Genomic DNA, 23,930 nt, shown 5'->3' on the forward strand with positions numbered 1-23,930 from the left:
AAGAAGTATAATTAATGCATACCAAGATCTATGAAGAGATTCTTTTTTATCGCCGTGTTCTTGATGATTGCTCTTGTGGGAATATATGGTTTCGTCTGGAGTATCAGAAAAGATTCGATCAACTCAATCCATTCAGATGTCCAGTCGGGGAATCCCGGGAAATTGCACGTGACGGCAAGCTTTTATCCGCTCTATTTCTTTGCGGAGCGGATTGGCGGAGACAAGGCGGAAGTGGCGAATATCGTTCCCTCAGGAGCGGAGCCGCATGACTATGAACCGACGGCACAGGATATGGCACGAATGGAAAAATCTGACCTTATCATTTTGAATGGCGGGGGATTCGAAGCGTGGGGTGATCGCATTGAGCGGAATATTCGCACGGAAGATACGGTCATAGTTATGGCGGGGGATAGCCTTATGACGAGAGAGACATCAGGGGATGATTCGCTTACTACGGATCCGCACATATGGATCGATCCGGTGCTGGCAAGGACGATGGCGCAGAATATTGCTCGCGGGTTCGAACAAGTCGATCCGGAGAACGCCAAATATTACCGTGAGAACACGAGCGTTCTTCTTGCTGGACTTGCCGATCTGGATGCTGCCTATCGCGGAGGGCTCCAAGTGTGTGCAACTAGGAATATTATTACCTCCCATTCCGCATTCGGGTACTTGGCAGCGGAATACGGATTGAATCAGGTGTCGATAGCGGGACTTTCTCCCGATGCTGAGCCGTCTCCTGCACAGCTTGCTCAGATTGCCCAATTCGCCAAAACGAACAATGTGCAGTATATTTTCTTTGAGAGTCTCGCAAGTCCGAAACTGTCACAGACAATTGCTACGGAAGTCGGCGCAAAGACACTCGTACTCAATCCGATCGAAGGTTTGAGTGGCGAGGAGATTTCCCAAGGCGAGGATTATTTTTCGGTGATGCGAGAAAATCTTGTAAATTTGCAAACAGCACTGCAATGCAATCAGAAGTAAGCAATGACAATATTCTTGAAGTTGAAAATCTTTCTTTCTCCTATGACGGGAAAGAGGAGGCGCTTCGAGGGGTCACGCTTGCGGTTCGTCGCGGAGACTATGTTGGACTCGTGGGCCCGAATGGTGCCGGGAAAACAACACTCCTCAAGCTGATGCTGCAACTCTTGCCGCTATCAGTTGGGTCGATTCGTCTTTTTGGTGTTGATATTCGTGAATTCTCCGCGTGGGATCGAATTGGGTATGTTCCGCAAACAGCGGTGCATTTCGATGTAAATTTTCCGGTGAGTGTGTACGAAGTCGCTCTCATGGGTCGCTACAAAAGTGGACGAATTTTTCAACGTATGAGAGACGCTGACCGTGACGCGGTGAAAGACGCTCTCGTGAGTGTCGATATGTGGGATTTTCGGGATCGTCTTATTGGCGACTTGTCTGGCGGACAACAGCAGCGCGTCTTTATCGCTCGGGCACTGGTAAATCGTCCGGAAATACTCTTTCTTGATGAGCCGACAACCGGTGTCGACAAGAAGACACAGGATGGATTCTATGCGCTTTTGAAGAAGCTCAACACTGAATCCGGCATCACGCTGGTGCTTGTTTCCCATGATATTGACCGTATTGTTCGGGAGGTAACACATATCGCCTGTGTCGATCGGTCGCTTATTCGATATCTTTCTCCCGAAGCCTATCAAGCGGAAAGCGCTTCGACGGCGATCTTTGAACGCGATATCAAAGTGGAGCCGCATCGCCATCACTACGCTTAAGACCTTATGGGAGAGAATATCTTTCAATACGGATTTATCGTTCGCGGACTCGAGGCGGGCATTATTGTTGCATGTGTCGCGCCGCTTATTGGGACGTTTCTGGTATTGCGTCGGTACTCTCTCATTGCTGATACCTTGTCTCATGTGTCGCTTGCCGGTATTGCGCTTGGGTTGCTCTTGAAGATTAACCCGCTTCTTGCCGCACTCGGAGCGACCACAGTCGCTTCGCTTGGGATTGAGCGTCTCCGAGGTTCAAAACGGATTTCCGGCGAGTCGGCACTCGCACTTTTTCTTTCGGGGAGTCTTGCGCTCGCTGTGGTGCTACTCAGTCTTGCCAATGGGTTCAATGCGAGTCTTTTCAATTACCTCTTTGGGAGCATTGTGACCGTGACGACAACCGACATTGCCGTTATCGGCAGCGTGTCGGCATTCGTTATGTTTTCACTTCTGGCTCTTTTTAAGCCGATTCTTTTTGTGACATTTGACGAGGAAGCGGCTCGTGTGAGCGGCATGCCGACGAGATTCCTCAATCTTGCATTGATACTCCTTACGGCTTTGACGGTTTCTGTGGCGATTCCTATTGTCGGGATACTCCTTATCGCGGCGCTTATGGTGATTCCTGTCGTGGCGGGGCTTCAGTGGAGATGCGGATTTATGCGGACTATGCTGATAGCAGAGGGGATCTCTATGATCTCGGTGCTTTCCGGTATTGTGGCGTCATTTTATCTCAATCTGGCGACTGGCGGGACAATCGTGCTTATCATGCTGGTAGCATTTGCCGCTTCCTTATTGATCAATAGGCGATAAGGCATCGGATATGTTGATGATAAAAAACACCAGCAGAATGAATGCGGGTGTTTTTCTTTTTCTTTGTTTTTATCGGCGGATCTCGACATGTTCAACGAAGGGGAGTACTTTCGTGCGGACAACATCAAGGTTGATCGATCGTTCATTTGATCGCAACACGAGTGACGGGTCGTAGATCTTTATATCTCGAAACTCCTGCAGGGCAAACCGTCGCGCGCCTCGTATCCATTCGCCGATTATTTGAAAGTCATCTTCGGTATGAATGCCCGGGACAACTGTGGTACGAAACTCATAATCCGCGCCGCTCTCCATAATGAGTGTTACGCTTTCTTGGAATCGGCGGATATCGATATCGGCGTTGCCGGAAGCGAGTGGATATTTTTCCGGCGTATGTTTGATGTCCATCGCCCAGAAATCTACAAGCTTGGTTTCGGCGATTTTTCGCACAATGTCGGGGAAGGCGCCGTTGGTGTCGAGCTTTACGAGGAATCCAAGAGTTTTTATTGTGTGGATGAAGTCGAGGAGATCACTGTGGAGTGTCGGTTCGCCGCCCGTGATACAAACGCCGTCGAGTTTTCCTTGTCGCGTCTTGAGAAATTCGAGAAACTCCTCGGTTTTGTTGCCGCCTGCTTGTGCAAGGTATTCCTTGCTTGGCTCGATAAGTTCCGGATTGTGGCAAAACGGACACCGCAACACACACCCGAGTGTAAACGCCGTCGCGGCGAGTTTCCCGGGATAGTCGAGGAGTGTGAGCGGCTGATATCCGGCGAGGTACATACTCTCTAGACGGCGCTTGGCGCGTACTCCAAGCGATCGGTGTATTCTTGCTGCTTGCCCTTGTTCCATTGCTCGACGGGGCGGATATAACCAACGACGCGGGTGTATGTTTCGGCTTTCTGGAAATCGGTCAGTTCCGGTTTTGTCTCGTGACAGGTCCGGCACTTCGCGAGCGTAATGCCATTTGCCTCGTAGGGCATATACTCCTCACCCTTCTTGAGAGTTCTTCCGCAATCATGACAGGTTATCGCTTGCATACATTTTTCCTTACGATTTATTTTTATAGACTTAATTGTTCAATATCGTTGGAGCTCTTTCAGATCAACCCGTCTTCAATGAGTTTCTTTGTGGGCTCTCCCCTGATGAATACCTCGTGGCATTTTTCGGCAAGGACGCCTCGGGTGAAATCAACATGGAACTTTTCTTGTTTGAAGAGGATGGGAAGGTTTTCTCTGAAGAGCATTGCGCCGCTTTGATCGAGATCTATACCGCATACTACTCGCTTGATTCGATTGAGAATAGCAGCACCAAAACACATGGGGCAGGGTTCATAGGTTGTGTAGAGGGTCGCTTTGCCTTTGTTTTGTATAAGAACATCCTGGGTATTTCTCATGGCAAGCATTTCAGCATGAGCCATTTTGTTTTCCGTTGAGTATACCTGATTGTGAGCTTGCGTGAGAATCTTTCCGTTCATTTCGATAACGCATCCTATCGGCCAGTCCCCATTTTTGAGTGAAGTGTTGGCTTCTTCGATTGCCTTCTCCATGAAATATTCGTCATTCATACTCTTTGATATTCTTTCTTGGCAGGCGCAACCACGCATTTCGGGCAGGTTTTGTGTTCGCCAGGGAGGTAGCCGTGAGTGGGGCAGATGCTGAAGGTGGGTGAGAGCGTGAAATAGGGGAGGTGATATTTCTCGGCGATGCGGCGGACGAGGGTCCGAGCCATCATGGGGTCGTTGATGCGTTCGCCCAAGAAGCCGTGAAGGACGGTGCCGCCGGTATACTGTGTCTGGAGTCCGTCTTGGAGGTCGAGCGCTTCGAATATGTCATCGGTAAAACCGACGGGGATGTGGGAGGAATTGGTGTAGTAGGGTTCGGCACGGCGAGCTTTTACGTCTTGCTCATTGGCGACGACGATATCGGGGTAGTGCTTCTTGTCGAGAAGAGCGAGGCGATAGGCGGTGCCTTCGGCGGGAGTCGCTTCCAGATTGTAGAGATTATTCGTCTTTTCCTGGTAGGTTCCGATGCGCTCACGCATGTGGGTGAGAATTCTCTTGGCGAATGCCTGACCCTTATCGGTCGTGATATCGGTCTTTATGAGATTGCCGATCGCTTCATTGGTACCGACGAGGCCGATCGTGGAGAAATGATTTTTCCAGTACTGGTGGAAGCGTTTTTTGATATTGCCGAGGTAGAACTTGGTGTAGGGGTAGAGTCCTTTCTCGGTGAGCTGCTCGACGATTTTCCGTTTCACTTCGAGACTTTCTTTGGCAATATCCATGAGGCGGTCGAGTCGTTTGAAGAAGTCTTTTTCGTTCTTGGCAAGATAGCCGATACGAGGGAGATTGATCGTGACGACGCCGACCGATCCGGTCAGAGGATTCGCGCCAAAGAGTCCGCCGCCGCGCTTTCGGAGTTCGCGGTTGTCGAGACGAAGTCGACAGCACATACTGCGTGCATCGTCGGGGCTCATGTCGGAATTCACGAAGTTAGCGAAATAGGGGATGCCGTATTTGGCGGTCATTTCCCAGAGCGGGGCATAGGCGGGATTTTCCCAGTCGAAGTTCTTGGTGATGTTATAGGTCGGAATAGGGAAGGTGAAGATGCGTCCCGAGGCGTCGCCTTCGCACATCACTTCGGCAAAGGCGCGATTGATCATTGCCATTTCGGGTGCGAAGTCGCCGTAGGTTTCTTTCTGCGGTTCGCCTCCGATCACGACGTGATTCTTCGCAAGAATCTTCGGTGGAATAATATCCATCGTGATATTCGAAAAAGGCGTTTGGAATCCGACACGCGTCGAGACATTCATGTTGAACACGAATGACTGGATTTCCTGCTTTACTTGTTCGTAGGAGAGTTTGTCTTTTCGGACGAATGGCGCGAGAAGCGTATCAAAGTTGGAGAAGGCTTGCGCGCCGGCGACTTCGCCCTGAAGCGTATAGATGAAATTGACCATCTGCCCCAAAATCGATCCCAAGTGTTTGGCGGGCTTGCAGGAGACTTTTCCGGGGACTCCGGTGAATCCCTGTCGCAAGAGATCCTCGAGATCCCAGCCGCAGCAGTAAGCGGAGATAAGTTGGAGATCGTGAATGTGGAGATCGCCGGACTCATGGGCATCGCGAACTTCTTTGGAATAAATCGTGTTCATCCAGTACTTGGTGCTGATGGCGCTCGAGACGTAATTGTTGAGTCCCTGAAGGGAATACGCCATATTGGCATTTTCCTTGACGAGCCAGTCGAGATTGCCGATGTATTTGTCGACCAAATGCACAGCCTTGACGAGGGATTCTTCGGTTTCACGAACTTCGCGGTGTTGTTCGCGATAGAGGATATAGGCCTTGGCGGTTTCATGGAACCCCTCTGACATGAGAACGGTCTCGACCAGGTCTTGGATCTCCTCGATTTTCGGAATGAAGGTTCCAAGGTTTTGTTTGGCGTAGTGCCGAGCTTTCTTCTCGAGAAGCGAGACTACTTTTTTCCCGATGCGAGCGGCGTCTTTCTCGTTTCCTTCCGCGGTGGCGAAGAGCGCTTTTTCGATGGCATTGATGATCTTGTACGGATTGAATGAGGTGGTTCGTCCGCTTCGTCTCCGTACCGATTCGATGGATATTTTCTCAGTTTTCTTTCGGTGTTTCATATGCTTTTTAGGGGATTTTCTGGTTGAGAGAAAAGAAAAACCGTGGATATTCGACCTCCCCCACGGAGTGCGCTATTTCATTTCGCGCCTTCCCATTATCGCGCACATAAACAAGCTCGTAAAGTTTCCTTTGGTGGAGGGAAGAATGGTATACTTCGGAGAGAAAGAACCCATATCGAATACCCACACAATTATCCGAACAATTTACGAAGATTCACCATCGAATACGCCAGATACCTGAAACCCATAAAGGTACACTGCAGCGTCTCATACCGAATAACCAGCTTCCGATAACTGTCCTCCCATGCAAAACATCGCTCAACTTTGTATCGTTCCTGGTAAACATCTCGCACCTCCTCAAACGCATCCAGTTTCGCATTGATCTTCTCCCGATCCTTGAGTCCCCGAATGTTGGACTTAATGACCGGAATGAGATTGGCATACTCGATCTGATTCCTGTTCTTTCCATCATCAAACCCCGAGTCCAAAGTAAGGTATGAATCCACGAGAGAAATACCGAGCCGGTTCATGCTCTCCAAGAGTTCCGTAAAGGAAGTATCGAACAAAAGATTGTCGTGAACATTCACGGGACGCACTACGTACGGAGCCAGAATATATCCATGGTTCTCCGTTATCGCAAGTGTTTTCTCTCCCTTCTGGTGTTTGTGTCCTGAGTATCCGATTTTCTCGCCCCCTTTTTAGCGACAATGTTTGTGCCGTCGCCATGGAGTATCGAGAGATCGAGCATTCCTTTTCGGTCAAGAACCAGAACGGAAGATTCAAACAGTTTCCGATAGCTTCCGTCTTTACTCCAACGATTGTGTCGTTTGTAGACATTAGACCAATGGATTTCACGCTTGTATGGTTTCAATTGTTTCCATTGGATACCGGCGTGAAGGACATAGAGGATGTAATTGAATATCTTGTAGTTTGAAATCTTCTGAAGCCTTCCTTTCACTGGGGTACGGAGATACCGTTTGATATATCGATTAAAGTTTCTCTCTGAAACTTTCACCGGTAATTTCTTTTGGTGATCACCTTTTGTTTTAGTAGCCATAGATGAGCGTTACCAATTAAGCGGCTAATATCGTGGAGATATTCCCTTCATTGTAACGCTGATCCCTGGTGTATTAAATACCAGTTCAATAATGACTGTTTCCATTCTTTGAATGGGTTGTTCCGGCTTCGTTTTCAGGCGCTCCGTATTGTGTGGGTGTGGCATGTATAATCCGTCAATTTTCTATCCTATGGATATTCAATCTTTGTTTGAGCCGAAATCGATTGCAGTTGTGGGAGCGTCGACCAAGATTGGGAGTGTTGGAAATGACATTGTGAAGAATTTGGTCGAACAGAAATACCGGGGCGAAATTTATCCGGTCAATCCGAAAACAGACGTGCTCTATGAGCGGCGGTGCTACCCGGATCTTTCGGCAATCGAAGGGTTGGTTGATTGCGCTGTTATCGCGGTGCCGGCGCCGATCGTGCCTACGGTGTTGCGCGAGGCGGTCGCAAAGAGGGTGAAGGGAGTCATAGTGATTTCGGCCGGATTTCATGAGGCGGGCAATGCCGAGCTTGAGGCGGAGATTGCTGAAATCGCCCGCGCCGGAGATATCGCTCTGCTTGGACCGAATTGTCTTGGCGTCGTCAACCCGCACCTTTCAATGAATGCCTCGTTTGCACGGACGCTTCCGAAGAAGGGGAATATCGCATTTCTGTCGCAGAGCGGCGCGCTTGGGACGGCAGTGCTCGATATGGCAGCGACGCTCGGCGCTGGATTTTCAAAATTTGTGAGTTTGGGGAACAAAGCTGTGCTCGACGAATCGGCATTGCTCGCATATCTTGCCGCCGATAGGAAGACCTCGGTTATCGCGATATATGCGGAAGACCTGCGGAATCCCGAAGCGATACGGCAGGTAGCGCACACAATGGCAAAAGCGAAACGCCCGAAACCGATCATCGTGCTGAAATCCGGGAAGACATCGGCGGGAGCCTCGGCGCTCTCGTCGCATACGGGATCTCTCGCGGGGAATGATGCGAGTTACGAAGCGCTCTTTGAAGAGGCGGGAATTCTTCGTGCTGAGACAGCGGAAGAGCTCTTTATGCTCGCTCGGGGTTTCTCTCGTTTGCCGCTTCCTCGGGGAAAAAACATTGCCATCGTGACCAATGCCGGCGGTCCCGGCGTGCTATCTGCCGATGCGGCGCTTCAGTCGGGAATCGAACTCGCGCTGCTTTCCGACTCGACTCAGACAAGTCTTCGTTCGTTCTTGCCCGGTGCGGCTGGCGTGAAGAATCCGGTCGACATTTTGGGCGATGCCAAAAGCGACCGCTATGCTCGCGCTATCGACGCGGTTCTTGCGGACCCTTCTGTCCATATGGTGCTCACCGTGCTGACGCCGCAGTCTATGACCGATGTCGAAGCGGTTGCGGAGGTGATAGCTGAGCGTGCAAAAGCGTCAGCAATCCCGATAGTCGCTGCGTTTATGGGAGGGGCGCTTGTAGCGCGTGGTATAAAAACGCTTTCGCGAAAGAAAGTGTCGGTAGTGAATTTTCCGGAAGATGGCATACGGATGCTTTCGGCGCTTTCGGCGTTTTGTGACTCGAGGGAAGCGCTGCTTTCTGGCGATCGCAAGAAAAAGAAAGAAGTATCTGCAGAGCTGCTGGGAGCGATCGATCGTGCTCGAGCCGAATTGATATTTCACGCCGTAGAAACTTCCGGGCGGAAATCGCTCTCGGTGACGGAGACGCTCGAGGTGTTTTCGGCATACGGATTTCCTCTGCCTCGATACGGAGCGGCGTCAACGCCGGAGGAGGCTGAAAGGATAGCGCGTACTATCAACGCGCCGTGCGTCCTGAAGATTCTCTCCGAAGATATCACGCACAAAAGCGATGCGGGAGGTATCCTTCTTAATGTTCAGCCGGACGACGTATCCTCCTCATTTCAGACAGTCATGGATCGCGTGCGGTCAGCTGTCCCCAAAGCAAAACTCGACGGCATTCTGCTCATGGAAATGGCGGCAAGGGGCGGCGTGGAGCTTATTGCTGGGAGTCTTCGTGATCCCAATCTCGGGCAAACGCTTATGGTGGGAAGTGGCGGTATTTATGTCGAGATCTTAAAAGATGCGGCATTCGGTCTTGTCCCGGTTTCGCAGAGCCGTGCCAGGCGCATGCTTGAGAAGCTTCGAATCTTTCCGCTCCTCGATGGCGCGCGGGGTGGTGCGAAATATGATGTTTCGGCAGGTGTCGAATGTATCAGTCGCCTTTCCCAGCTTCTCATTGATTTCCCAGCTATTCGCGAACTCGATATCAACCCGATTCTTATCTATCCTGTGTCATCGGGTCATCGGCTGATGGTTGTCGACGGAAGAATTTCTTTGTAGGGGTGAATGATGTGTCTTATGCGATGCGACTCTCTTCATGTGTAGTTGCTGTCACTTGTCATTCCCGCGAAGGCGGGAATCCAGGCTCCACTGGTTTTTGGAGAAAGCACGCTACAAATTTTGCTCGTAAAGACTTTGTATTGAGTACGTGACAACCGGACTTCCGCCTTCGCGGGAATGACGGAAGGGAAAATCCCCCATTTTTCGTACAATTGTCAGAGTGAGCAGCTCTACTTCTTCTTTACGAAGTCGATGTGTTTGATTTCAATGTTTTCTTTCGGGTGATCGTTGGTATTGGTGTCGACTTTCTCGATTTTTCGGACGACATCCATGCCGTCCGTCACTTCGCCGAAGTTGGTATATTTCCCGTCGAGGAGTGGTGTTGATTTGGCAGTCACGATGAAGAATTGCGAGCCATTGGTATTTGGTCCCGAGTTTGCCATGGCAACGGATCCTTCAATGAGTTTATGCGAATTGATCTCGTCGTCGAAGGCGTAACCGGGTCCACCTTGTCCGTCGTCCGCCCAGTTATTATCCTTGGAATTCGGATCGCCTGCTTGAATGACGAATCCTTTTATGACCCGATGAAACCGAATGCCGTCATAGAAATTGTCGGCGGCGAGTTTGAAGAAATTGTTTACGGTCTTTGGTGCGTCATCATTGTAAAAATGTATAGTGATGTTGCCTTCGCTCGTTTTGAGTATGGCTCCGTCATACTTCTTGATAAAAGAGAGGTCTTCTTTTTGGTAGGTGTCTTCCTCGATGGCGGGTTTTTCGGCTGGTGATTTCGTGTCGGCAGACGCCGGATCGTTTGCGTCGGGCGCAGCAGACTCCGCTGATGTTTGATCGCCGGCAACCTGCGGAGTCGGTGATGCGGGAGTTCTTGGTGTTGATGTTTGCGGTGCGGGCGATGCCGATGTTGCGGTGGAGGATGCGCTGTCTGATGACGTGTCGCCAAATGCCCGCGCGAGATAGCTGTAGTCTCCTGCCTTTTTGCTCTGCATGGTTTCCGCTGCTGGCTCCTGCGAACATCCGGAGAGGGTGAGAGTGGCGGTCAGAATGAGTGTTGAGAGAAAAAATCTTTTCATACGGTTTTCAGATTCACTTTTATTGTAATAGAAAAGAGTTTTCCTCTCAACAGAGCAAGTTTGTCCGGACGATCGACAGAAGGGTATTTTTGTGGTATATTTTTCGGTACTTTACTTGGGAGAAACCGACATGTCCCGACGGAATGTTTTTTTGATAGCGCTCAATATCTCGCTCATGGGAGCGTTTTCGTTGTTGGCTGTGCGAATGTTCGTGGCGAGAACAGACGGATATTTCTTTCTCTTGTGGAACCTATTCCTGGCGGCGATACCCTATTGGATAGCGGCATTCTTCGAGCGATCCCTCGGGAAAAATACCCACATGACGAACGGCTTGTGGATTGTGTTTCTGGTGTGGCTGTTCTTTTTTCCGAATGCGCCGTATATCGTGACGGATTTCGTGCACCTCCCGTGGGAATACGAATATTCACAGAGCTTTGCTTATGATTTTGTACTGGTCGCAACTTTTGCTTTTTCAGGGATGCTCTTCGGGATGGGCGCGCTCTTTCGAGTGCACCGGGCGCTTCGGAAGGCGATTGGCCGCTGGTGGGGAGACGCGGCAATGGTCGCGGTTATTTTCCTGTCGGGTATCGGAATTTATCTCGGGCGATTTCTTCGGTGGAACAGCTGGGATGCGTTTCTTAATCCGCTCCTCGTATTTCGCGACACGCTATCGCACTATGGCGATCCGGTGTGGTTTGCCCGCGCCGTAGCGCTCTCGTTTCTTTTTTCGATTGGTATCGGCGCGTCATATCTTTTCTTTGTTGCCGCATATTGGGCGCTTGGATGGCGGAGGAATAGGAGTAATTGAAAGAAAGCTATTCGTCATCCGAATCTTCGGCAAGCGTTTTCTTTACGCGGAGGGTAACGGTTTCCTTGCCAGGTGTTTTGGTCTCGGCTTCTATTTGTTTTCTGGTTTCCAGGGGGAGTGAGGCGAGCGCTTTTTTGACGAGCGTTTGGTTTACGGCGAGGACACTCTCCCATTTGCCGAGAGGTTCGAGGCGGTCGCGGAGCTTTCCGGCGTCGTATTCGTACTTCTGTGTTCGCGCGCGTTCGATAATGCCGACATCGCCGAAGAGTCGCTCGACATCCTCGGCGTCCATGTATTCGAGTATTGTCGCTTGGAGTTTCATGAGTTTCTGTTTGTCGAGCTCGATCGCGCGCTTGGTGGCGAGGTAGTCGTTTACCGCCTGCTCTTTCTCCTCGGTGGTTGCTGTGCGGAGTTCGCGGAATTTGTGTTTCCACATGGGGCAAACTTTTTGGAAGCCGCACCAGTCGCAGAGAGGATTGATTCGCGGTTCGAAATGCTTGGCTTCGATTTCCCCGATTGTCTCGAGGAAAATGTCGTCGACGTCTTTCAAATCTTCAATCGTCCGCCGCGAAGAGAGTTTCACGCCGTGCTTCAAGAAGTAAAGGCTTACTGTGAGATGATCGAGGTTGTTAGCCTCTTGCGGATAGCGAGCGAGGAATGCTTTGGCATACACAGAGAGCTGGAGATTGGTGTTGACATCTGCCTGCGAAGGGAGTTTGCGCCCGGTTTTGTAGTCGATGATTTCATAGCCGTCCGCAGTCTTGTCGATACGGTCGATGATACCTTTCACGGTATGTGTCGTGCCGTGTGCGTCGGCGATCTCTATTTGAAACGGACTCTCGAGTGCGACGATCGTAAATTGCGTCGGGTCATTGTGCTCGACATATCGGCGGATCATATCGACACCGGCGGAAAAGGCGGCGCGCTCTTCGTCCGGATTATCATAGACCGCATCGTTCCAGTTCTTCGAGAAATGGTTGAGCGCATCTTCCAAAGAGGGTGGGAGAAGCGCCGGCTCGTGGAAGAACTTCAATGTTGAGTGAATGAGCGTCCCAAAGATGGCTTCTTTCGATTTCGGTTCTTTGAGCCGATCGATTTCTTTGAACTTGTACTTCAGAGGGCAGGTTTGATACGTGCCAAGGGAGGAATAGGAGAGACGCATAGGGAGGATGAAAATTTCAAATTCAAAATTCCAAGTTCCAAAGAAAGCATACATTACAAGTATCAAATCCAAGGCTACTGTAGCAGGAAGTGAAGAAAAGAAAAACCGGCGCGCTTTGCGGGCGTGCCGGGTTGGACGACTTATTTACTCATCTTTTCGATCTCCTGCCGAATAGCTGCAATGTCCTGTTGAACAGCTGCAAGCCCCGCATTAGCTTCGTTGATCTGCTTTGTAACTTTTTCGGGATCATGGGAGCTCTGGCTGTGATGCGCCGGCGAACTGAGTGATTTTTGTTTGAGAAATAGCACTAGTTGTTTGAGATGCCAATTTACGAGGTATGTCCAGGAGAGTCCCTTGACAGAAAGTAAATCGAAGAGGTTTGGCACTAAGAATTCATGAAATTCCGTGTAGTTTCCATCAATGAAATCCTTTATGGGAAGCCATATGCATGGACCATAGTGTGGCTGTGCCTCAATGATGGTGTGTTCCAGGAGTGCCACGGCTGCTTCCTTGAAATACGCGCAAGCTTCTTTCCCTGTAAAGCAGTCACTGCTGAATTTGGTTATTCTTTGTATCTCCTCTCTCGAAAAATCTTGATGATGAATCGGAAGTGACTTACTTCCAAGGCTACCCATAGGCATGGTGTATTCTCCTTCAGTTTTCAGGCGGACTGTATTGTTGAAAGAAAATGGCGATAGTCTTATCGGGAGTTGAGCTCTTTCAGGGCTTTTCGATAGGCTTCTCTCCAGGTATAGAGCCAGTAAAGAAAGCTACCTGTTTTTTCCCAAGCAAGCGCTGCTGCAAAATCAGCTGCCGATGCTGCGGTTCTTTCCTGCTCATCCGTAGGTATAAGAACCTGTTTACAATCTTTTCAACAACAATCGAGCAAAACTTAAAACCATCATCTGTAAGCTCGAATCCAGTGTCCGTTCGCAATTCTTCCAGAGCCTTCGGCATTTCTCCAGCCAGGAGAAGCTTCTCTCGACCACCCAGCGCTGAGGAAGAACGGCAAACGTATGCAATTCGTTTCGTTTAGCTACTCCCACTTCCGCACCGATACATGCTTTGATCGCTTTGGCGAAGTTTTCTCCGGTATAACTACCATCAGTCAAGAGTTTCTCCACCCGTGAAAGGTGTTTTTTGTTTGCCTTGACGGCTTGGATAGCTCCATTTCGATCAGTGACGTTAGCAGTGGTTACCGTGAACGCATGCGGCAATCCGTTGGTGTCAACGAGAATATGTCGCTTGATACCGGAAACTTTTTTTCCTGCATCATAACCTTTTTCTCGAGCCGTATCTGTATTCTTGACACTTTGAGCATCAACGATGCAGAAACTGGTTTTGCATTGTTTGCCATTTTTCATACGTTCTTGTTCGACCAATTTTTTTAAGACTTGCTCAAGCATACTCTCTGTCTGTTTGTTTTTTCGTTCCTTCCAGACAAGGAAGTGTCGATAGACACTCTGCCATTTTGGATAATCCTTGGGAAGTGCCCTCCATTGGCAACCCGTGACCAGAATGTAGAGCAGAGCGTTGAATACGTCATAGGAATCAAGTGTCTTTGGTTTGGTTCTCTTCCTGGTTGATTCGAGAAATGGTCTGATGTGTTCGAATTGTTCTCGGGTTATGTCGCTTGGATACATGGTTCTTTTGGTTTGAGGATTATGTCCTCAGTGTACCAGAAGATTGTAAACAGGTTCTAAGAGGTATAGGCATTGGATTCTCCTTCTTTGCTATGTGGGTTGTCAAAAAACTGCTTTCATGCAAAAATAGCACAGATATGGGTAAATGTCAATGAAATCTGATACATTCAAACTCAAAGCACCCTACCAGCCGGCAGGGGATCAGCCGAAGGCGATCAAAGCGCTTTCGGAGGGATTGCGGGCGGGGATGGGGCGGCAGACGCTTCTCGGGGTGACGGGTTCAGGGAAAACCTTTACCGTAGCAAATATCATTGCAGCGTTTGGGAAGCCGACCTTGGTCATTGCGCACAATAAGACGCTTGCGGCACAGCTCGCGCAGGAGTATCAAAGTTTCTTTCCGGATGCGGCGGTGCACTACTTCGTCTCGTACTACGACTTCTATCAGCCCGAGGCCTATATCCCGGCGAGCGACACCTATATTGAAAAGGATGCGGCGATCAATGTGGAGATCGAGCGGTTGCGGCACGCCTCGACGCAGGCGCTTCTCACGCGGCGCGATACGATTATTGTGGCATCGGTATCGTGCATCTATGGCTTGGGATCGCCCGAGGAATACGAGCGGGAGAACCTCCGTGTCGAGCGGGACATGCGATGTCCACGCGCGGAATTCTTGCGGGCACTGATTGATCGGCACTTCGAACGGACGACGGCCGATCTTTCGCCTGGGACATTTCGCGCAATGGGAAATCGGATCGAGGTGATGCCGGTTCAGGAGAAGATTGTCTTTGAAATCGAGCTCTCGGGCGAATCGATCGGACGCATTCGCAAGATAGATCCGGTGTCGCAGGCGATCCTCGAGGAGCCGGACGCGTTCTTTCTCTTCCCGGCGAAGCATTTTGTGACGACGGAGGAAGAGCAACGGCGCGCGCTGGTGTCCATTCGTGCCGAGCTTGAGGAGCAACTCAAGAAACTGACCGATGCCGGGAAGCTTCTTGAAGCGGATCGGCTGAAGCGCCGGACCAACTACGATCTCTCAATGATCGAAGAAATCGGCTATACGAACGGTATCGAGAACTACTCGCGGCATCTCTCGGGGAAGACTGCCGGAGAACCTCCGGAGACGCTTCTTTCATATTTCCCGAAGACGCCCGATGGCGCGCCGGACTTTCTCACGATTCTCGACGAGTCGCATGTGACACTTCCGCAGATTCGCGGCATGTATGCGGGCGACCAATCGCGCAAGAAAACGCTTGTCGAACACGGCTTTCGACTGCCGTCCGCACTCGATAATCGCCCGCTTCGCGGCGAGGAGTTCGAAGCGCGTATCGGGCAGATGATTTTTACATCGGCGACACCTGGCACGGAAGAACGGCGAACGAGCCGAAATATTGTGGAGCAAGTGATCCGTCCGACGGGACTCGTTGACCCGTTACTGACGATGAAACCGGTGCGCGCCGGCGAAGAGTATGCGGGACAAATCGTTGATTTTATCGCTGAAGCGGAGAAGGAAATTTCAAGCGGCGGCCGAGTCATTGCGACGACCCTGACGAAGAAAATGGCGGAAGATCTCTCCACATTTCTGAAAGAGAAAAATATCAAAGCGGAATATCTTCACAGCGATGTGAAGACAATCGATCGTATTCGAATCCTCACGAAATTCCGCCGTGGCGAATTCGACTGTCTTGTCGGAGTAAACCTCTTGCGCGAGGGGCTCGACCTGCCCGAGGTGACATTCATTGGTATTCTCGACGCGGACAAAGAAGGCTTCTTGCGATCCGAAACCTCGCTCATCCAGACGATTGGTCGCGCCGCACGAAACGTCTCGGGGCGCGTGACGCTCTATGCCGATACGGTGACCGGGTCGCTCAAGCGCGCGATCGATGAGACGAATCGCCGCCGCGATATCCAGCTTGCCTACAATGTGGAGCACGGCATTACACCGGAAACGGTGCGTAAAGAGATTCACGATATCACGGACAAAATCGAGAGTGATCACGATCGCGCCGTTCGCGCCGATCTTGCGCTTGATGAGAGAGTCTTCGGAACAGACAAAAAGAAACTCATCCGCCGAAAAAAAGCCGAGATGAACGAGGCTGTGAAAATGCTCGACTTCGAGACTGCCGCTATTCTTCGAGATGAGATTCGGGAGTTGGAGAATGTTGACAGAAAGAGAAATGTTTGATTCTCTATAGCAGAAATGAGTTCTTTGGAATTCTTCTTTCAACCCTGTGGAGGGTATCGCGATGGGTAGGATAAATATTCCTTTGCTGGCTTTTCTTTGGGTTTCCCCCGTAGCCTTTTGTCGGCGGATGAAAAGTCGTATGCGCTTCTGGGTATTGCTTCAAGAAGCTCGCTGCACGCTCCTTCTCCTAAAAGTTTTGATTCTATTCTCGCAAGAAAGCGAGAAGTCGGATATGAGGAGAAAATATGTTGAGCTAAGGGCGTATCAGAAGACCCTTAGAAAAGAGGAAGGATGAACATGGAGAGTTCGAGAAAAAACCGCGCTGGGTTTTAAGGCGTGGTTTTCTTTCTTTCGTCGTTGTTATTATCATTGCTCAATTCCGTCCTTCGAGTGTGTCAAAGAGCTTTCCGATACATGAAAAATGCCCATTTTGATAAAGTGCGGAATGACCCTTGGTTACGGTAACAATTCCATCTATCTTTTTTGTTTCATAAAGAGTTTGCAATATCTCCTTCATATCCTCAAAAGGAAATACGGCATCATTTATGGGAGCGGCGACGAGGATTTTTGTGTTCAGATTTTTCAGATTTGAGGTATTGCGAATCTTTTCGAGGTTTTCACAGAGATCAGTTGTAGCGATTCCCACGATTTCTTCCATGGATCGAAAGATATTTTGCAGTACGTAGACCACCCCTTTTTGAAGTGCTGTTTTTCTTCTTTGCCTCTCCTCTTCCGATTCTGAACCATGACTTTTGAAAAGATCGCTGACAAAATTTCGGGCGAGACTGGTGATGGATCTTATAAAATTTTCTCGGTCAGTCTTATTGATAAATCCCGCTGGGGCAAAAAGTATGATGTTTCGGAATCGCTCGGGATTTTCTGCGGCAGCCTCGATAAGATTTATTGTTCCTTCGGAATGTGTGATAGCATCGACTCTTGGTGTACCTCTTCGTTCAAGTTCCTCAAGTACCTCGGAAATATTGAGAGATCTTCTGGAAAGTTCTGTTGAGGCAAATCTATTTTTGTCGTTTTCAATCCGCCTCCCTCCAAATCGAGGATGGTCAACTGTAAGAACTCGTCTTCTGTTTTCTTGAACAAATTCAAGGATGCTCTTCTCATAGATAGCTTCGGTGCCTCCGAATCCGGGAGCAAGAAAAACAGGAACCTCGGAAATAGGGTCCTTGGGAATGAATTCATAGACCTTTGTTTTTCCTCCTGCTGTTTCTATTGCCCATTCTTCCTTTCGTGAATCTTGCAACTCTGGTTTTGTTGGGTCTTCAGAACTCTTAGCAATCGCTTTCTTCTCTCCTGCGGAGGGATTTTCAAAGAAATTTCTGAGAAACATAGAAGTGTGCAGGTAGACAGGTGGAGAAGTGTCTGGACTATATCCCCCAGATGGCGAAGAAGAGAAGCGTGAGGAGGATGCCGACCAGGCCGCCCACGGCGACTTCTTCGGGTTTGTGACCGACGCGCTCTTTGAGGCGGGGAAATTGCGATTCATCGAGCTTGAGTTCCTTGGTGAGATTGTTGAGGTAGCGAGCGTGCTCGCCCATGTAGACACGGAGCCGAAGCGCGTCAAAGATGACAATGATGGCAAGTGTGAGTGCTATGGCAAAAGATACGTGCGTGAAGCCGTCGACGAGCGCGACCGTGGTGACGAGTGAAGCGACGAATGCGGTATGCGCGCTTGGCATGTGACCATAGGCGATCGAGTAGCGCAGATCCCAGCCGTGCTTGCGACAGTAGTTGGCAAACTTAATCCCTTCGGCGATGATGACGACGAGTATCGGAATGAGAAACAACATAATTTCATTGCGAATCATAGGGGTGAAGATAATAAGGGATTAAGAATGGGGAAGAGAGAATGAGGAATTAAGAATAAAGAACGATAGCTTTCTTCTATTATACATCGCATTGCCTGTTTGTGGCAGGAGCTTCTCAAGAGGGGGATTTTGTGCTACTGTGAGGGTGTTGGAGTAAGATTTTTCTTTAACTGAGGCGGGCTTTTCGGGATGCATCGGAAAGTGTTGACTCGTATTATTATGGCGCTCTATATTCTCTTGGGGGTTGGGTTGGTTCTCGTGGTGTGGGGGATTGCGGCATACAATAGTTTGGTGACGTTCAAGAATCGCGCCGGGGAGGCGTGGAGCGATATCGACGTGCAGTTGAAGCGTCGATATGACCTTATCCCAAATCTCGTGAACACGGTGAAGGGCTATGCCGCGCATGAGTCGGGTGTTTTTGAGAAGGTGACCGAGGCACGGAGCCAGGCGATGCAAGCGGGCGGCACAGCGGAGAAGGCGCAAGCGGAAAATATGCTCTCGGGCGCTTTGAAGAGTCTCTTTGCGGTCGCGGAAGCATATCCGGATCTCAAGGCGAATCAGAACTTTCTCGAGCTTCAGCGCGAGCTCTCCGACACGGAGAACAAGATCCAAGCATCGCGCCGTTTCTACAACGGCGTCGTAATGGAATACAACACCAAGATCGAAACCGTCCCGACCAATATCATTGCGAACATGTTTACGTTCGCCAAGCGAGAATTCTTCGAGCTCGATGAAGAAGCGGCGAAGCAACCGGTGAAGGTGGAATTTTAGTTTTCCACCCTTTTTACGTGTTGTATTTTCTGCCATCCCGAGCGAAGTCGAGGGATCTCGGGATGTCACAGTGATTCGAGTTCGTTTCTTATTTTATAGGTTGACTGGTCTCTTTGACGAGCATTGGGATTTCTCTGCTTCGGTCGAAATGACAAGAGGCTGAAGGCTGATACACTGAACAATCAGAACGTATGGCAACTCTCTATACCAGTTATGACAAGAACACGCGATTGACCTGGGTGTATATGACCGGGTTCTTGGCATTTGTGATCGGAGTGGGGTATGTGTTTGCGGGAGCGATGCAGTCGAGCGGGATCCTCTATGGGGCTGTGATCTTCTCGATTCTCATGAGCTTCGGATCGTATTGGTGGAGCGACAAGATCGTGCTCGCGATGAGCGGCGCCAAAGAAGTGACTCGCGAGAACGGGCGCGAAATCTATCGATTGGTGGAGAATCTTTGTATTACGGCGGGGCTTCCGACGCCCCGGATCTATATCATCGAAGACACGGCAATGAATGCGTTCGCGACCGGGCGCGATGCGAAGCATGGCGTGGTGTGTCTCACGACGGGTATCATTAATCGGCTCGAAAAGATAGAACTCGAAGGGGTTATTGCGCATGAGCTTTCGCATATTGGGAATCGCGATATTTTGCTTTCGACAGTGATCGTGGTGATGGTGGGATTCGTGACGCTTCTGGCTGACTGGTTTCGGCATTGGGCGTTCTTCGGACGTCGGAGCGACGATCGCGAGAGCGGGCAATTGCAGTTTATCTTTATGATCCTCGCGGTGCTACTCTCTATTCTTGCGCCGATTGCGGCGATGCTGATGCAGCTCGCTCTCTCGCGGAAGCGAGAGTTTTTGGCGGATGCGTCGGGCGCGCTTCTCACGCGCTATCCGGAGGGACTTGCTCGGGCACTCGAGAAAATCTCCGGTGATACGGAACCATTGGAAGCGGCGAACCGCGCAACAGCGCATCTCTATATCGCCAATCCCTTTAAGGGGAAGAATGTTGCGAAGCTTTTTATGACTCATCCGCCAATGGAAGAGCGCATCGCAGCGCTTCGTGGGATGAAGGTGTAGACTTGGGCGGGGAGGGTGTATACTCTTTGTAGTATGGAGTGGAGGAAATTATTTATAAGAATCAACCAACACTATGTCAGAAGAAACGACACAACAAGAAGAGAATGCAAAGGCGTGGGAGGCGGTGCATGAGGGAGCAGAAGCACCGAAAGTAGACAAAGATATCGAGGAGAATAAAGTGGTGGCGGCAATCAGCTACTTGGGACCGCTCTTCTTTATCCCGCTCTTCCTCAAGCGTGAAAGCCCGTTTTGTCAGTTTCATGCCAAGCAAGGGCTTGCGTTCTTTATCGTGTGGATGATCGGGTGGGCGATTTTCTGGGTGCCGGTTTTCGGCTGGCTTCTCTGGGTGGCGGTCGCGCTGTTTGATATCTACGCGATCGTAAAAGCGCTTCAGGGTGAGAAGTGGGAAGTGCCGATAATCGGTGATCTGGCGAGAAAGATCAATATCTAGGTTCCCTGACACGACTCGGTAGTGTGTGCTTTTTGGCTGATATCGTCGAAGGGGCGAAGGGGAAAAAGGTGCGAACCTTTTTTCTTTTGCCTTTCGAGGGCTTTCCTGATAGGATGTTTCGGGTGATTTGAATAAACTTTTTGGGCGTTCTCTATTTTCAACAAAAACAGTATGAAAAAGAATACGAAAATTGTGGCGACGATCGGACCGGCGTCGGAGTCGAAAGAGAAACTGCGAGAGATGGTGGAAGCGGGGATGAACGTGGTGCGGCTCAACTTTTCCCATGGCGAGCACGAGTGGCACGAAATGGTGATCAATCGCGTGCGCGAAGTGTCGGAAGAATTGAAGCGACCGATCGCGATCTTGGCCGATATCCAGGGTCCGCGAATTCGGACAAAGGTGGATGAACCGTTTCGCGTGGCGAAGGGTGACGCGGTATTCGTGGGTGATATTTCCAATGAAGCGGAATTTCCCAAGACGCGCGGGCATTGGTTTTTCTTGGATCAGCCGAATATTGTACATGATATCAGTGTCGATGATCTGATTCTCTTGGAAGACGGACTCTTGCAGTTTCGTGTGATGAAGAAGGAGGGGAATGTTCTCGAACTCGAGGCGATCAATGATGGCGAAGTGAAGAATCGAAAGGGTGTAAACTTGCCGGACTCCTTGCTTTCGCTGCCGGTCTTTACCGAGAAAGATAAGAAAGATATTCAATTTGTCGCCGGGCAGAGTGTTGACTATGTAGGGATGTCGTTTGTGGGAAACGCGGAAAATGTGAAGTCGTTCCGTGCACTTCTTGCGGAAACCGGCATGCCGGAGTCGGAATTTCCGAAAATCGTGGTAAAGATAGAGCGAAAAGAAGCTATCAAGAATCTCCACGAGATTATTCGCGAGGCGGATGCGGTTATGGTGGCGCGTGGCGATTTGGGCATTGAAATGCCGGAAACGCGCGTCGCGATTCTGCAAAAAGAAATCATCGCGGCGAGCCTCTCGGCGGTGCGTCCGGTTATCGTGGCGACGCAGATGATGAAGTCCATGACGGAGAATCCTCGCCCGACCAGAGCCGAGGTGAGCGATGTGACGAATGCGGTGATTGATCATGCGGATGCCGTGATGCTATCGGAAGAGTCGGCGATGGGGAAGTATCCGGTCGAGACGATTCGCACAATGAGTGAAATTATTGCGAATACCGAGGAGTCGCCCTTTGACAATGTTTATCAGACAATCGGCATGAATCTCCGCTCCGAATACGCAACCATGGTGCGGAGCGTCTACGAGCTTGCCAAGAGCTATGATGCCGAAATTATCCTCCTCATGAGTGAGAGCGGCTTCACGGCGCGGCTCATGTCGCATTTTCGTCCAGACTCGCGACTCTTCGTGGCGACGAACAATCAGAAGGCATGGAACCGCATGGCGCTTTTCTGGGGAGTTGACGCGACGCTTTTTGCGGATAATACTCAACTCGACGGCATTATCGACCGCCTCATCGAGAAACTCCTCGCCGAAGGCAAGGTCAAGAAGGGCGAGCGCGCCGTCCTCTGCCTCGGACGCCACCGAAAGAACGACCAGCTCCAATTGGTCGGCGTGCGAGAGATTGGATAGGTGTTTTCTAGGGTTGCAATCAAAATTTCAGGCGGTTCCCATTGTGAAAACCAGGCTGGGAACCGTATTTTGGAAGGGTGCTAGAGTGGTCGAATAGGACAGTCTCGAAAACTGTTGTACCGGCAACGGTACCGTGGGTTCGAATCCCACCCCTTCCGCCAAGGAGGATAGAGTTCTTTACTAGGAAGTTTGCATGGTAATTGTCACATACGAGAGAGGTTTCTTGCAATGAGAAAGTTTGTGTTGGGCGTGTTGGAATTTCTTGGAATCACGAGCTACTTCTTTTGGACATATCGTTCAATTGATGAATTGCTCGACTTGCTTGATGAAGATCATCGGCTTCCGTGCCGGATATTTCTTCGGGAAAACCGAGAATTGTTCGAATCTGCTCCTGGGTCAAGTGCGAATCACCAGTGTTGGCGCGGTGGATATATAGATCATCTGACAGAGATAATGAATTTGGGAGTATGGCTCTATACGACACTGAAGAAAAAGACGAGTCGACCTTTGCCATTTTCTCTTTCTGATCTTCTCCTGGTGCTCTTTCTGCACGATCTCGAAAAGCCGTGGAAATATGAGATGGATGAAGACGGAAGTTTGCGGTACAGGAGCGGTGTAAAGACAAAGGCTGAACAGAAGAGATTTCGGGCGGATAAGATTCATGCGGCTGGAATCGTCCTTACTCCTGCACAGCAAAACGGACTGGATTTTGCAGAAGGGGAAATCGAAGATCACTCAGCATCTTATCGGTGTATGGGTGAGCTTGGGGCGCTTGTTCATGCATGCGATGTTCTAAGTGCGCGACTCTTCTATGGTTATCCGCTTGCGAGTGATGATCCGTGGACTGGCGCGAAACGATTTCGTTCGTAACTTCTAAAATAAGCCCGTCTCTCTTTGCAAGAAGAAGACGGGCTGTTCTTTTTCAAGGATATGTTCTTGTGTTAAAATAGCCAGAAAACTTATTACCTAGGCTTTTGTTACAAAAATAAGAACCATATTTTATGAAACTCTCTCACAATACAATTATAGTTACGGGCGGGGGATCGGGGATTGGGCGCGAGCTTGCAAGGCGGTGGCAGGCAGCTGGCAATACCGTGATCGTTGCTGGTCGGAATATGAATAACTTACGCGAAACGATTGGAGATTTGGAAAACATGTATGCATACGAGCTTGATGTGGCGAACGAGGAGAGCATTGAGTCATTTGCAAAGGCGGTGATCGTGGAGCATCCCGATGTGAATGTGCTTGTGAACAATGCGGGCATTATGGGATTTGAGAATATCACCGCTAGGCGCGAGATAGATCACGCGGAAAATGTTGTTAACACGAATTTGCTGGGACCAATCCGTCTTATTAATGCGTTTATTGATCACTTGTGCGCAGTGAAAGACGCGGCGATAGTGAATGTTACTTCCGGACTGGCCTTTGTGCCACTGCCGATTTCGCCGACGTATTCTGCGAGCAAGGCGGCGATGCATTCATATACACAGTCGCTTCGCCGTCAGCTTGATGGAGAGATCGAGGTGATCGAAATCGCTCCGCCCGGCGTGAGAACCGAGCTCAATCCCGGGCAGAGTGAGAATGAGGAGTACATGCCGCTTGATGCATTTGCCGATGAAGTTATGACGCTCCTGCAACAAGAACCGACACCGTCGGAAATACTCGTCGAAAAAGTGAAACCTCTCCGCTTCGCCGAGCGAGATTCGAAATTCGACATCATTCTGAAAAACATGCCGGCGAAACTGAATTAATT

The 23,930-nt window shown here is 50.0% G+C and carries 24 protein-coding genes and 1 tRNA gene; 13 read left to right on the forward strand and 12 right to left on the reverse strand.

Annotated elements, in window-relative coordinates; genetic code table 11:
• The first annotated feature begins 30 nt into the window (after window positions 1-30).
• From IPK84_04490 to IPK84_04500, 3 genes are read left to right on the forward strand one after another with little or no spacing between them, the layout of a single operon-like run.
• On the forward strand, window positions 31-984 hold the full coding sequence (locus tag IPK84_04490) for a zinc ABC transporter substrate-binding protein (protein QQS15597.1): 954 nt from the start codon (window positions 31-33) through the stop codon (window positions 982-984).
• A complete protein-coding gene (locus tag IPK84_04495; GenBank protein ID QQS15598.1) occupies window positions 969-1,745 on the forward strand; it encodes a metal ABC transporter ATP-binding protein in 777 nt (258 codons plus the stop codon). The genes IPK84_04490 and IPK84_04495 overlap by 16 nt, the downstream gene beginning before the upstream one ends.
• Before the next feature lie 6 nt (window positions 1,746-1,751).
• Complete coding sequence (locus tag IPK84_04500; protein ID QQS15599.1) at window positions 1,752-2,552, forward strand: metal ABC transporter permease; 801 nt, start codon at window positions 1,752-1,754, stop codon at window positions 2,550-2,552.
• Window positions 2,553-2,621: 69 nt separating this feature from the next.
• Here the strand turns inward: IPK84_04500 and IPK84_04505 are convergent, their stop codons facing one another.
• The 6 genes from IPK84_04505 to IPK84_04530 all read right to left on the reverse strand — a co-directional run bounded on the left by IPK84_04505 (window position 2,622) and on the right by IPK84_04530 (window position 7,245).
• The gene (locus IPK84_04505; protein ID QQS15600.1) at window positions 2,622-3,329 is read right to left on the reverse strand and encodes an anaerobic ribonucleoside-triphosphate reductase activating protein; all 708 of its coding nucleotides are present in this window, start codon (window positions 3,327-3,329) and stop codon (window positions 2,622-2,624) included.
• A 5-nt stretch (window positions 3,330-3,334) separates the two neighbouring features.
• Window positions 3,335-3,586, reverse strand: a complete 252-nt coding sequence (locus IPK84_04510; GenBank protein QQS15601.1) for a hypothetical protein — start codon at window positions 3,584-3,586, stop codon at window positions 3,335-3,337.
• 59 nt (window positions 3,587-3,645) lie between these two features.
• Entirely contained in the window at window positions 3,646-4,113 is a 468-nt protein-coding gene (locus tag IPK84_04515; GenBank protein QQS15602.1) for a nucleoside deaminase, read from the reverse strand.
• Window positions 4,110-6,188 carry a ribonucleoside triphosphate reductase gene (locus IPK84_04520; protein QQS15603.1) on the reverse strand — a complete coding sequence of 693 codons (2,079 nt, stop codon included), beginning with the start codon at window positions 6,186-6,188 and terminating at the stop codon, window positions 4,110-4,112. The genes IPK84_04515 and IPK84_04520 overlap by 4 nt, the downstream gene beginning before the upstream one ends.
• Before the next feature lie 191 nt (window positions 6,189-6,379).
• Window positions 6,380-6,871, reverse strand: a complete 492-nt coding sequence (locus tag IPK84_04525) for a transposase (GenBank protein ID QQS16262.1) — start codon at window positions 6,869-6,871, stop codon at window positions 6,380-6,382.
• On the reverse strand, window positions 6,820-7,245 hold the full coding sequence (locus IPK84_04530) for a transposase (protein ID QQS15604.1): 426 nt from the start codon (window positions 7,243-7,245) through the stop codon (window positions 6,820-6,822). The genes IPK84_04525 and IPK84_04530 overlap by 52 nt, the downstream gene beginning before the upstream one ends.
• Before the next feature lie 190 nt (window positions 7,246-7,435).
• Between IPK84_04530 and IPK84_04535 the strand changes: the two genes are divergently transcribed.
• Window positions 7,436-9,565 carry an acetate--CoA ligase family protein gene (locus IPK84_04535; GenBank protein ID QQS15605.1) on the forward strand — a complete coding sequence of 710 codons (2,130 nt, stop codon included), beginning with the start codon at window positions 7,436-7,438 and terminating at the stop codon, window positions 9,563-9,565.
• 230 nt (window positions 9,566-9,795) lie between these two features.
• On the opposite strand, the gene IPK84_04540 is transcribed toward IPK84_04535, so the two are convergent.
• Complete coding sequence (locus IPK84_04540; protein ID QQS16263.1) at window positions 9,796-10,569, reverse strand: peptidylprolyl isomerase; 774 nt, start codon at window positions 10,567-10,569, stop codon at window positions 9,796-9,798.
• 214 nt (window positions 10,570-10,783) lie between these two features.
• Here IPK84_04540 and IPK84_04545 point away from each other — a divergent pair, with 214 nt between their 5' ends.
• Window positions 10,784-11,461 (forward strand): DUF1361 domain-containing protein, encoded by a 678-nt coding sequence (locus tag IPK84_04545; GenBank protein ID QQS15606.1) that lies wholly within the window; start codon window positions 10,784-10,786, stop codon window positions 11,459-11,461.
• 7 nt (window positions 11,462-11,468) lie between these two features.
• On the opposite strand, the gene IPK84_04550 is transcribed toward IPK84_04545, so the two are convergent.
• The 3 genes from IPK84_04550 to IPK84_04560 all read right to left on the reverse strand — a co-directional run bounded on the left by IPK84_04550 (window position 11,469) and on the right by IPK84_04560 (window position 14,266).
• The gene (locus IPK84_04550; GenBank protein QQS15607.1) at window positions 11,469-12,623 is read right to left on the reverse strand and encodes a PD-(D/E)XK nuclease family protein; all 1,155 of its coding nucleotides are present in this window, start codon (window positions 12,621-12,623) and stop codon (window positions 11,469-11,471) included.
• Window positions 12,624-12,763: 140 nt separating this feature from the next.
• A complete protein-coding gene (locus tag IPK84_04555) occupies window positions 12,764-13,258 on the reverse strand; it encodes a hypothetical protein (GenBank protein ID QQS15608.1) in 495 nt (164 codons plus the stop codon).
• 225 nt (window positions 13,259-13,483) lie between these two features.
• The gene (locus IPK84_04560; GenBank protein QQS15609.1) at window positions 13,484-14,266 is read right to left on the reverse strand and encodes an IS5 family transposase; all 783 of its coding nucleotides are present in this window, start codon (window positions 14,264-14,266) and stop codon (window positions 13,484-13,486) included.
• A gap of 151 nt (window positions 14,267-14,417) precedes the next feature.
• Here IPK84_04560 and uvrB point away from each other — a divergent pair, with 151 nt between their 5' ends.
• Window positions 14,418-16,448 (forward strand): excinuclease ABC subunit UvrB, encoded by a 2,031-nt coding sequence (gene uvrB, locus IPK84_04565; protein ID QQS16264.1) that lies wholly within the window; start codon window positions 14,418-14,420, stop codon window positions 16,446-16,448.
• A gap of 373 nt (window positions 16,449-16,821) precedes the next feature.
• Here the strand turns inward: uvrB and IPK84_04570 are convergent, their stop codons facing one another.
• Together IPK84_04570 and IPK84_04575 are read right to left on the reverse strand one after the other, a co-directional pair.
• Entirely contained in the window at window positions 16,822-17,793 is a 972-nt protein-coding gene (locus tag IPK84_04570; GenBank protein QQS15610.1) for an alpha/beta hydrolase, read from the reverse strand.
• 37 nt (window positions 17,794-17,830) lie between these two features.
• A complete protein-coding gene (locus IPK84_04575; GenBank protein ID QQS15611.1) occupies window positions 17,831-18,271 on the reverse strand; it encodes a divergent PAP2 family protein in 441 nt (146 codons plus the stop codon).
• Between the two features lie 219 nt (window positions 18,272-18,490).
• On the opposite strand from IPK84_04575, the gene IPK84_04580 reads away from it, so the two are divergent.
• The 7 genes from IPK84_04580 to IPK84_04610 all read left to right on the forward strand — a co-directional run bounded on the left by IPK84_04580 (window position 18,491) and on the right by IPK84_04610 (window position 23,928).
• Window positions 18,491-19,042: a LemA family protein gene (locus IPK84_04580; protein ID QQS16265.1), complete on the forward strand. Its 552-nt coding sequence runs from the start codon at window positions 18,491-18,493 to the stop codon at window positions 19,040-19,042.
• 191 nt (window positions 19,043-19,233) lie between these two features.
• A complete protein-coding gene (locus IPK84_04585; protein ID QQS15612.1) occupies window positions 19,234-20,124 on the forward strand; it encodes a M48 family metallopeptidase in 891 nt (296 codons plus the stop codon).
• 73 nt (window positions 20,125-20,197) lie between these two features.
• Window positions 20,198-20,575: a DUF4870 domain-containing protein gene (locus IPK84_04590; GenBank protein ID QQS15613.1), complete on the forward strand. Its 378-nt coding sequence runs from the start codon at window positions 20,198-20,200 to the stop codon at window positions 20,573-20,575.
• A gap of 171 nt (window positions 20,576-20,746) precedes the next feature.
• Window positions 20,747-22,177: a pyruvate kinase gene (gene pyk, locus IPK84_04595; GenBank protein ID QQS15614.1), complete on the forward strand. Its 1,431-nt coding sequence runs from the start codon at window positions 20,747-20,749 to the stop codon at window positions 22,175-22,177.
• Between the two features lie 71 nt (window positions 22,178-22,248).
• Window positions 22,249-22,338 (forward strand) — tRNA-Ser (locus IPK84_04600).
• Window positions 22,339-22,405: 67 nt separating this feature from the next.
• Window positions 22,406-23,047, forward strand: a complete 642-nt coding sequence (locus IPK84_04605) for a hypothetical protein (GenBank protein ID QQS15615.1) — start codon at window positions 22,406-22,408, stop codon at window positions 23,045-23,047.
• A gap of 131 nt (window positions 23,048-23,178) precedes the next feature.
• Window positions 23,179-23,928, forward strand: coding sequence for an SDR family oxidoreductase (locus IPK84_04610; GenBank protein ID QQS15616.1), 750 nt, complete (start codon window positions 23,179-23,181; stop codon window positions 23,926-23,928).
• Window positions 23,929-23,930: the final 2 nt, after the last annotated feature.

Source organism: Candidatus Moraniibacteriota bacterium, from assembly GCA_016699875.1.
GTDB lineage: Bacteria > Patescibacteriota > Minisyncoccia > Moranbacterales > UBA1568.

Excerpts from the sequence above, each read along its gene's own strand:
- IPK84_04500 (QQS15599.1), top strand. The coding sequence starts at position 1,752 with ATGGGAGAGAATATCTTTCAATACGGATTTATCGTTCGCGGACTCGAG.
- IPK84_04555 (QQS15608.1), bottom strand. The coding sequence starts at position 13,258 with ATGGGTAGCCTTGGAAGTAAGTCACTTCCGATTCATCATCAAGATTTT.
- IPK84_04535 (QQS15605.1), top strand. The coding sequence starts at position 7,436 with ATGGATATTCAATCTTTGTTTGAGCCGAAATCGATTGCAGTTGTGGGA.
- IPK84_04495 (QQS15598.1), top strand. The coding sequence starts at position 969 with ATGCAATCAGAAGTAAGCAATGACAATATTCTTGAAGTTGAAAATCTT.
- IPK84_04540 (QQS16263.1), bottom strand. The coding sequence starts at position 10,569 with ATGCAGAGCAAAAAGGCAGGAGACTACAGCTATCTCGCGCGGGCATTT.
- IPK84_04530 (QQS15604.1), bottom strand. The coding sequence starts at position 7,245 with ATGGCTACTAAAACAAAAGGTGATCACCAAAAGAAATTACCGGTGAAA.
- uvrB (QQS16264.1), top strand. The coding sequence starts at position 14,418 with ATGAAATCTGATACATTCAAACTCAAAGCACCCTACCAGCCGGCAGGG.
- IPK84_04520 (QQS15603.1), bottom strand. The coding sequence starts at position 6,188 with ATGAAACACCGAAAGAAAACTGAGAAAATATCCATCGAATCGGTACGG.
- IPK84_04550 (QQS15607.1), bottom strand. The coding sequence starts at position 12,623 with ATGCGTCTCTCCTATTCCTCCCTTGGCACGTATCAAACCTGCCCTCTG.
- IPK84_04585 (QQS15612.1), top strand. The coding sequence starts at position 19,234 with ATGGCAACTCTCTATACCAGTTATGACAAGAACACGCGATTGACCTGG.
- IPK84_04575 (QQS15611.1), bottom strand. The coding sequence starts at position 18,271 with ATGATTCGCAATGAAATTATGTTGTTTCTCATTCCGATACTCGTCGTC.
- IPK84_04515 (QQS15602.1), bottom strand. The coding sequence starts at position 4,113 with ATGAATGACGAATATTTCATGGAGAAGGCAATCGAAGAAGCCAACACT.
- IPK84_04560 (QQS15609.1), bottom strand. The coding sequence starts at position 14,266 with ATGTATCCAAGCGACATAACCCGAGAACAATTCGAACACATCAGACCA.
- IPK84_04610 (QQS15616.1), top strand. The coding sequence starts at position 23,179 with ATGAAACTCTCTCACAATACAATTATAGTTACGGGCGGGGGATCGGGG.
- pyk (QQS15614.1), top strand. The coding sequence starts at position 20,747 with ATGAAAAAGAATACGAAAATTGTGGCGACGATCGGACCGGCGTCGGAG.
- IPK84_04505 (QQS15600.1), bottom strand. The coding sequence starts at position 3,329 with ATGTACCTCGCCGGATATCAGCCGCTCACACTCCTCGACTATCCCGGG.
- IPK84_04605 (QQS15615.1), top strand. The coding sequence starts at position 22,406 with ATGAGAAAGTTTGTGTTGGGCGTGTTGGAATTTCTTGGAATCACGAGC.
- IPK84_04545 (QQS15606.1), top strand. The coding sequence starts at position 10,784 with ATGTCCCGACGGAATGTTTTTTTGATAGCGCTCAATATCTCGCTCATG.
- IPK84_04510 (QQS15601.1), bottom strand. The coding sequence starts at position 3,586 with ATGCAAGCGATAACCTGTCATGATTGCGGAAGAACTCTCAAGAAGGGT.
- IPK84_04580 (QQS16265.1), top strand. The coding sequence starts at position 18,491 with ATGGCGCTCTATATTCTCTTGGGGGTTGGGTTGGTTCTCGTGGTGTGG.
- IPK84_04590 (QQS15613.1), top strand. The coding sequence starts at position 20,198 with ATGTCAGAAGAAACGACACAACAAGAAGAGAATGCAAAGGCGTGGGAG.
- IPK84_04490 (QQS15597.1), top strand. The coding sequence starts at position 31 with ATGAAGAGATTCTTTTTTATCGCCGTGTTCTTGATGATTGCTCTTGTG.
- IPK84_04570 (QQS15610.1), bottom strand. The coding sequence starts at position 17,793 with ATGTTTCTCAGAAATTTCTTTGAAAATCCCTCCGCAGGAGAGAAGAAA.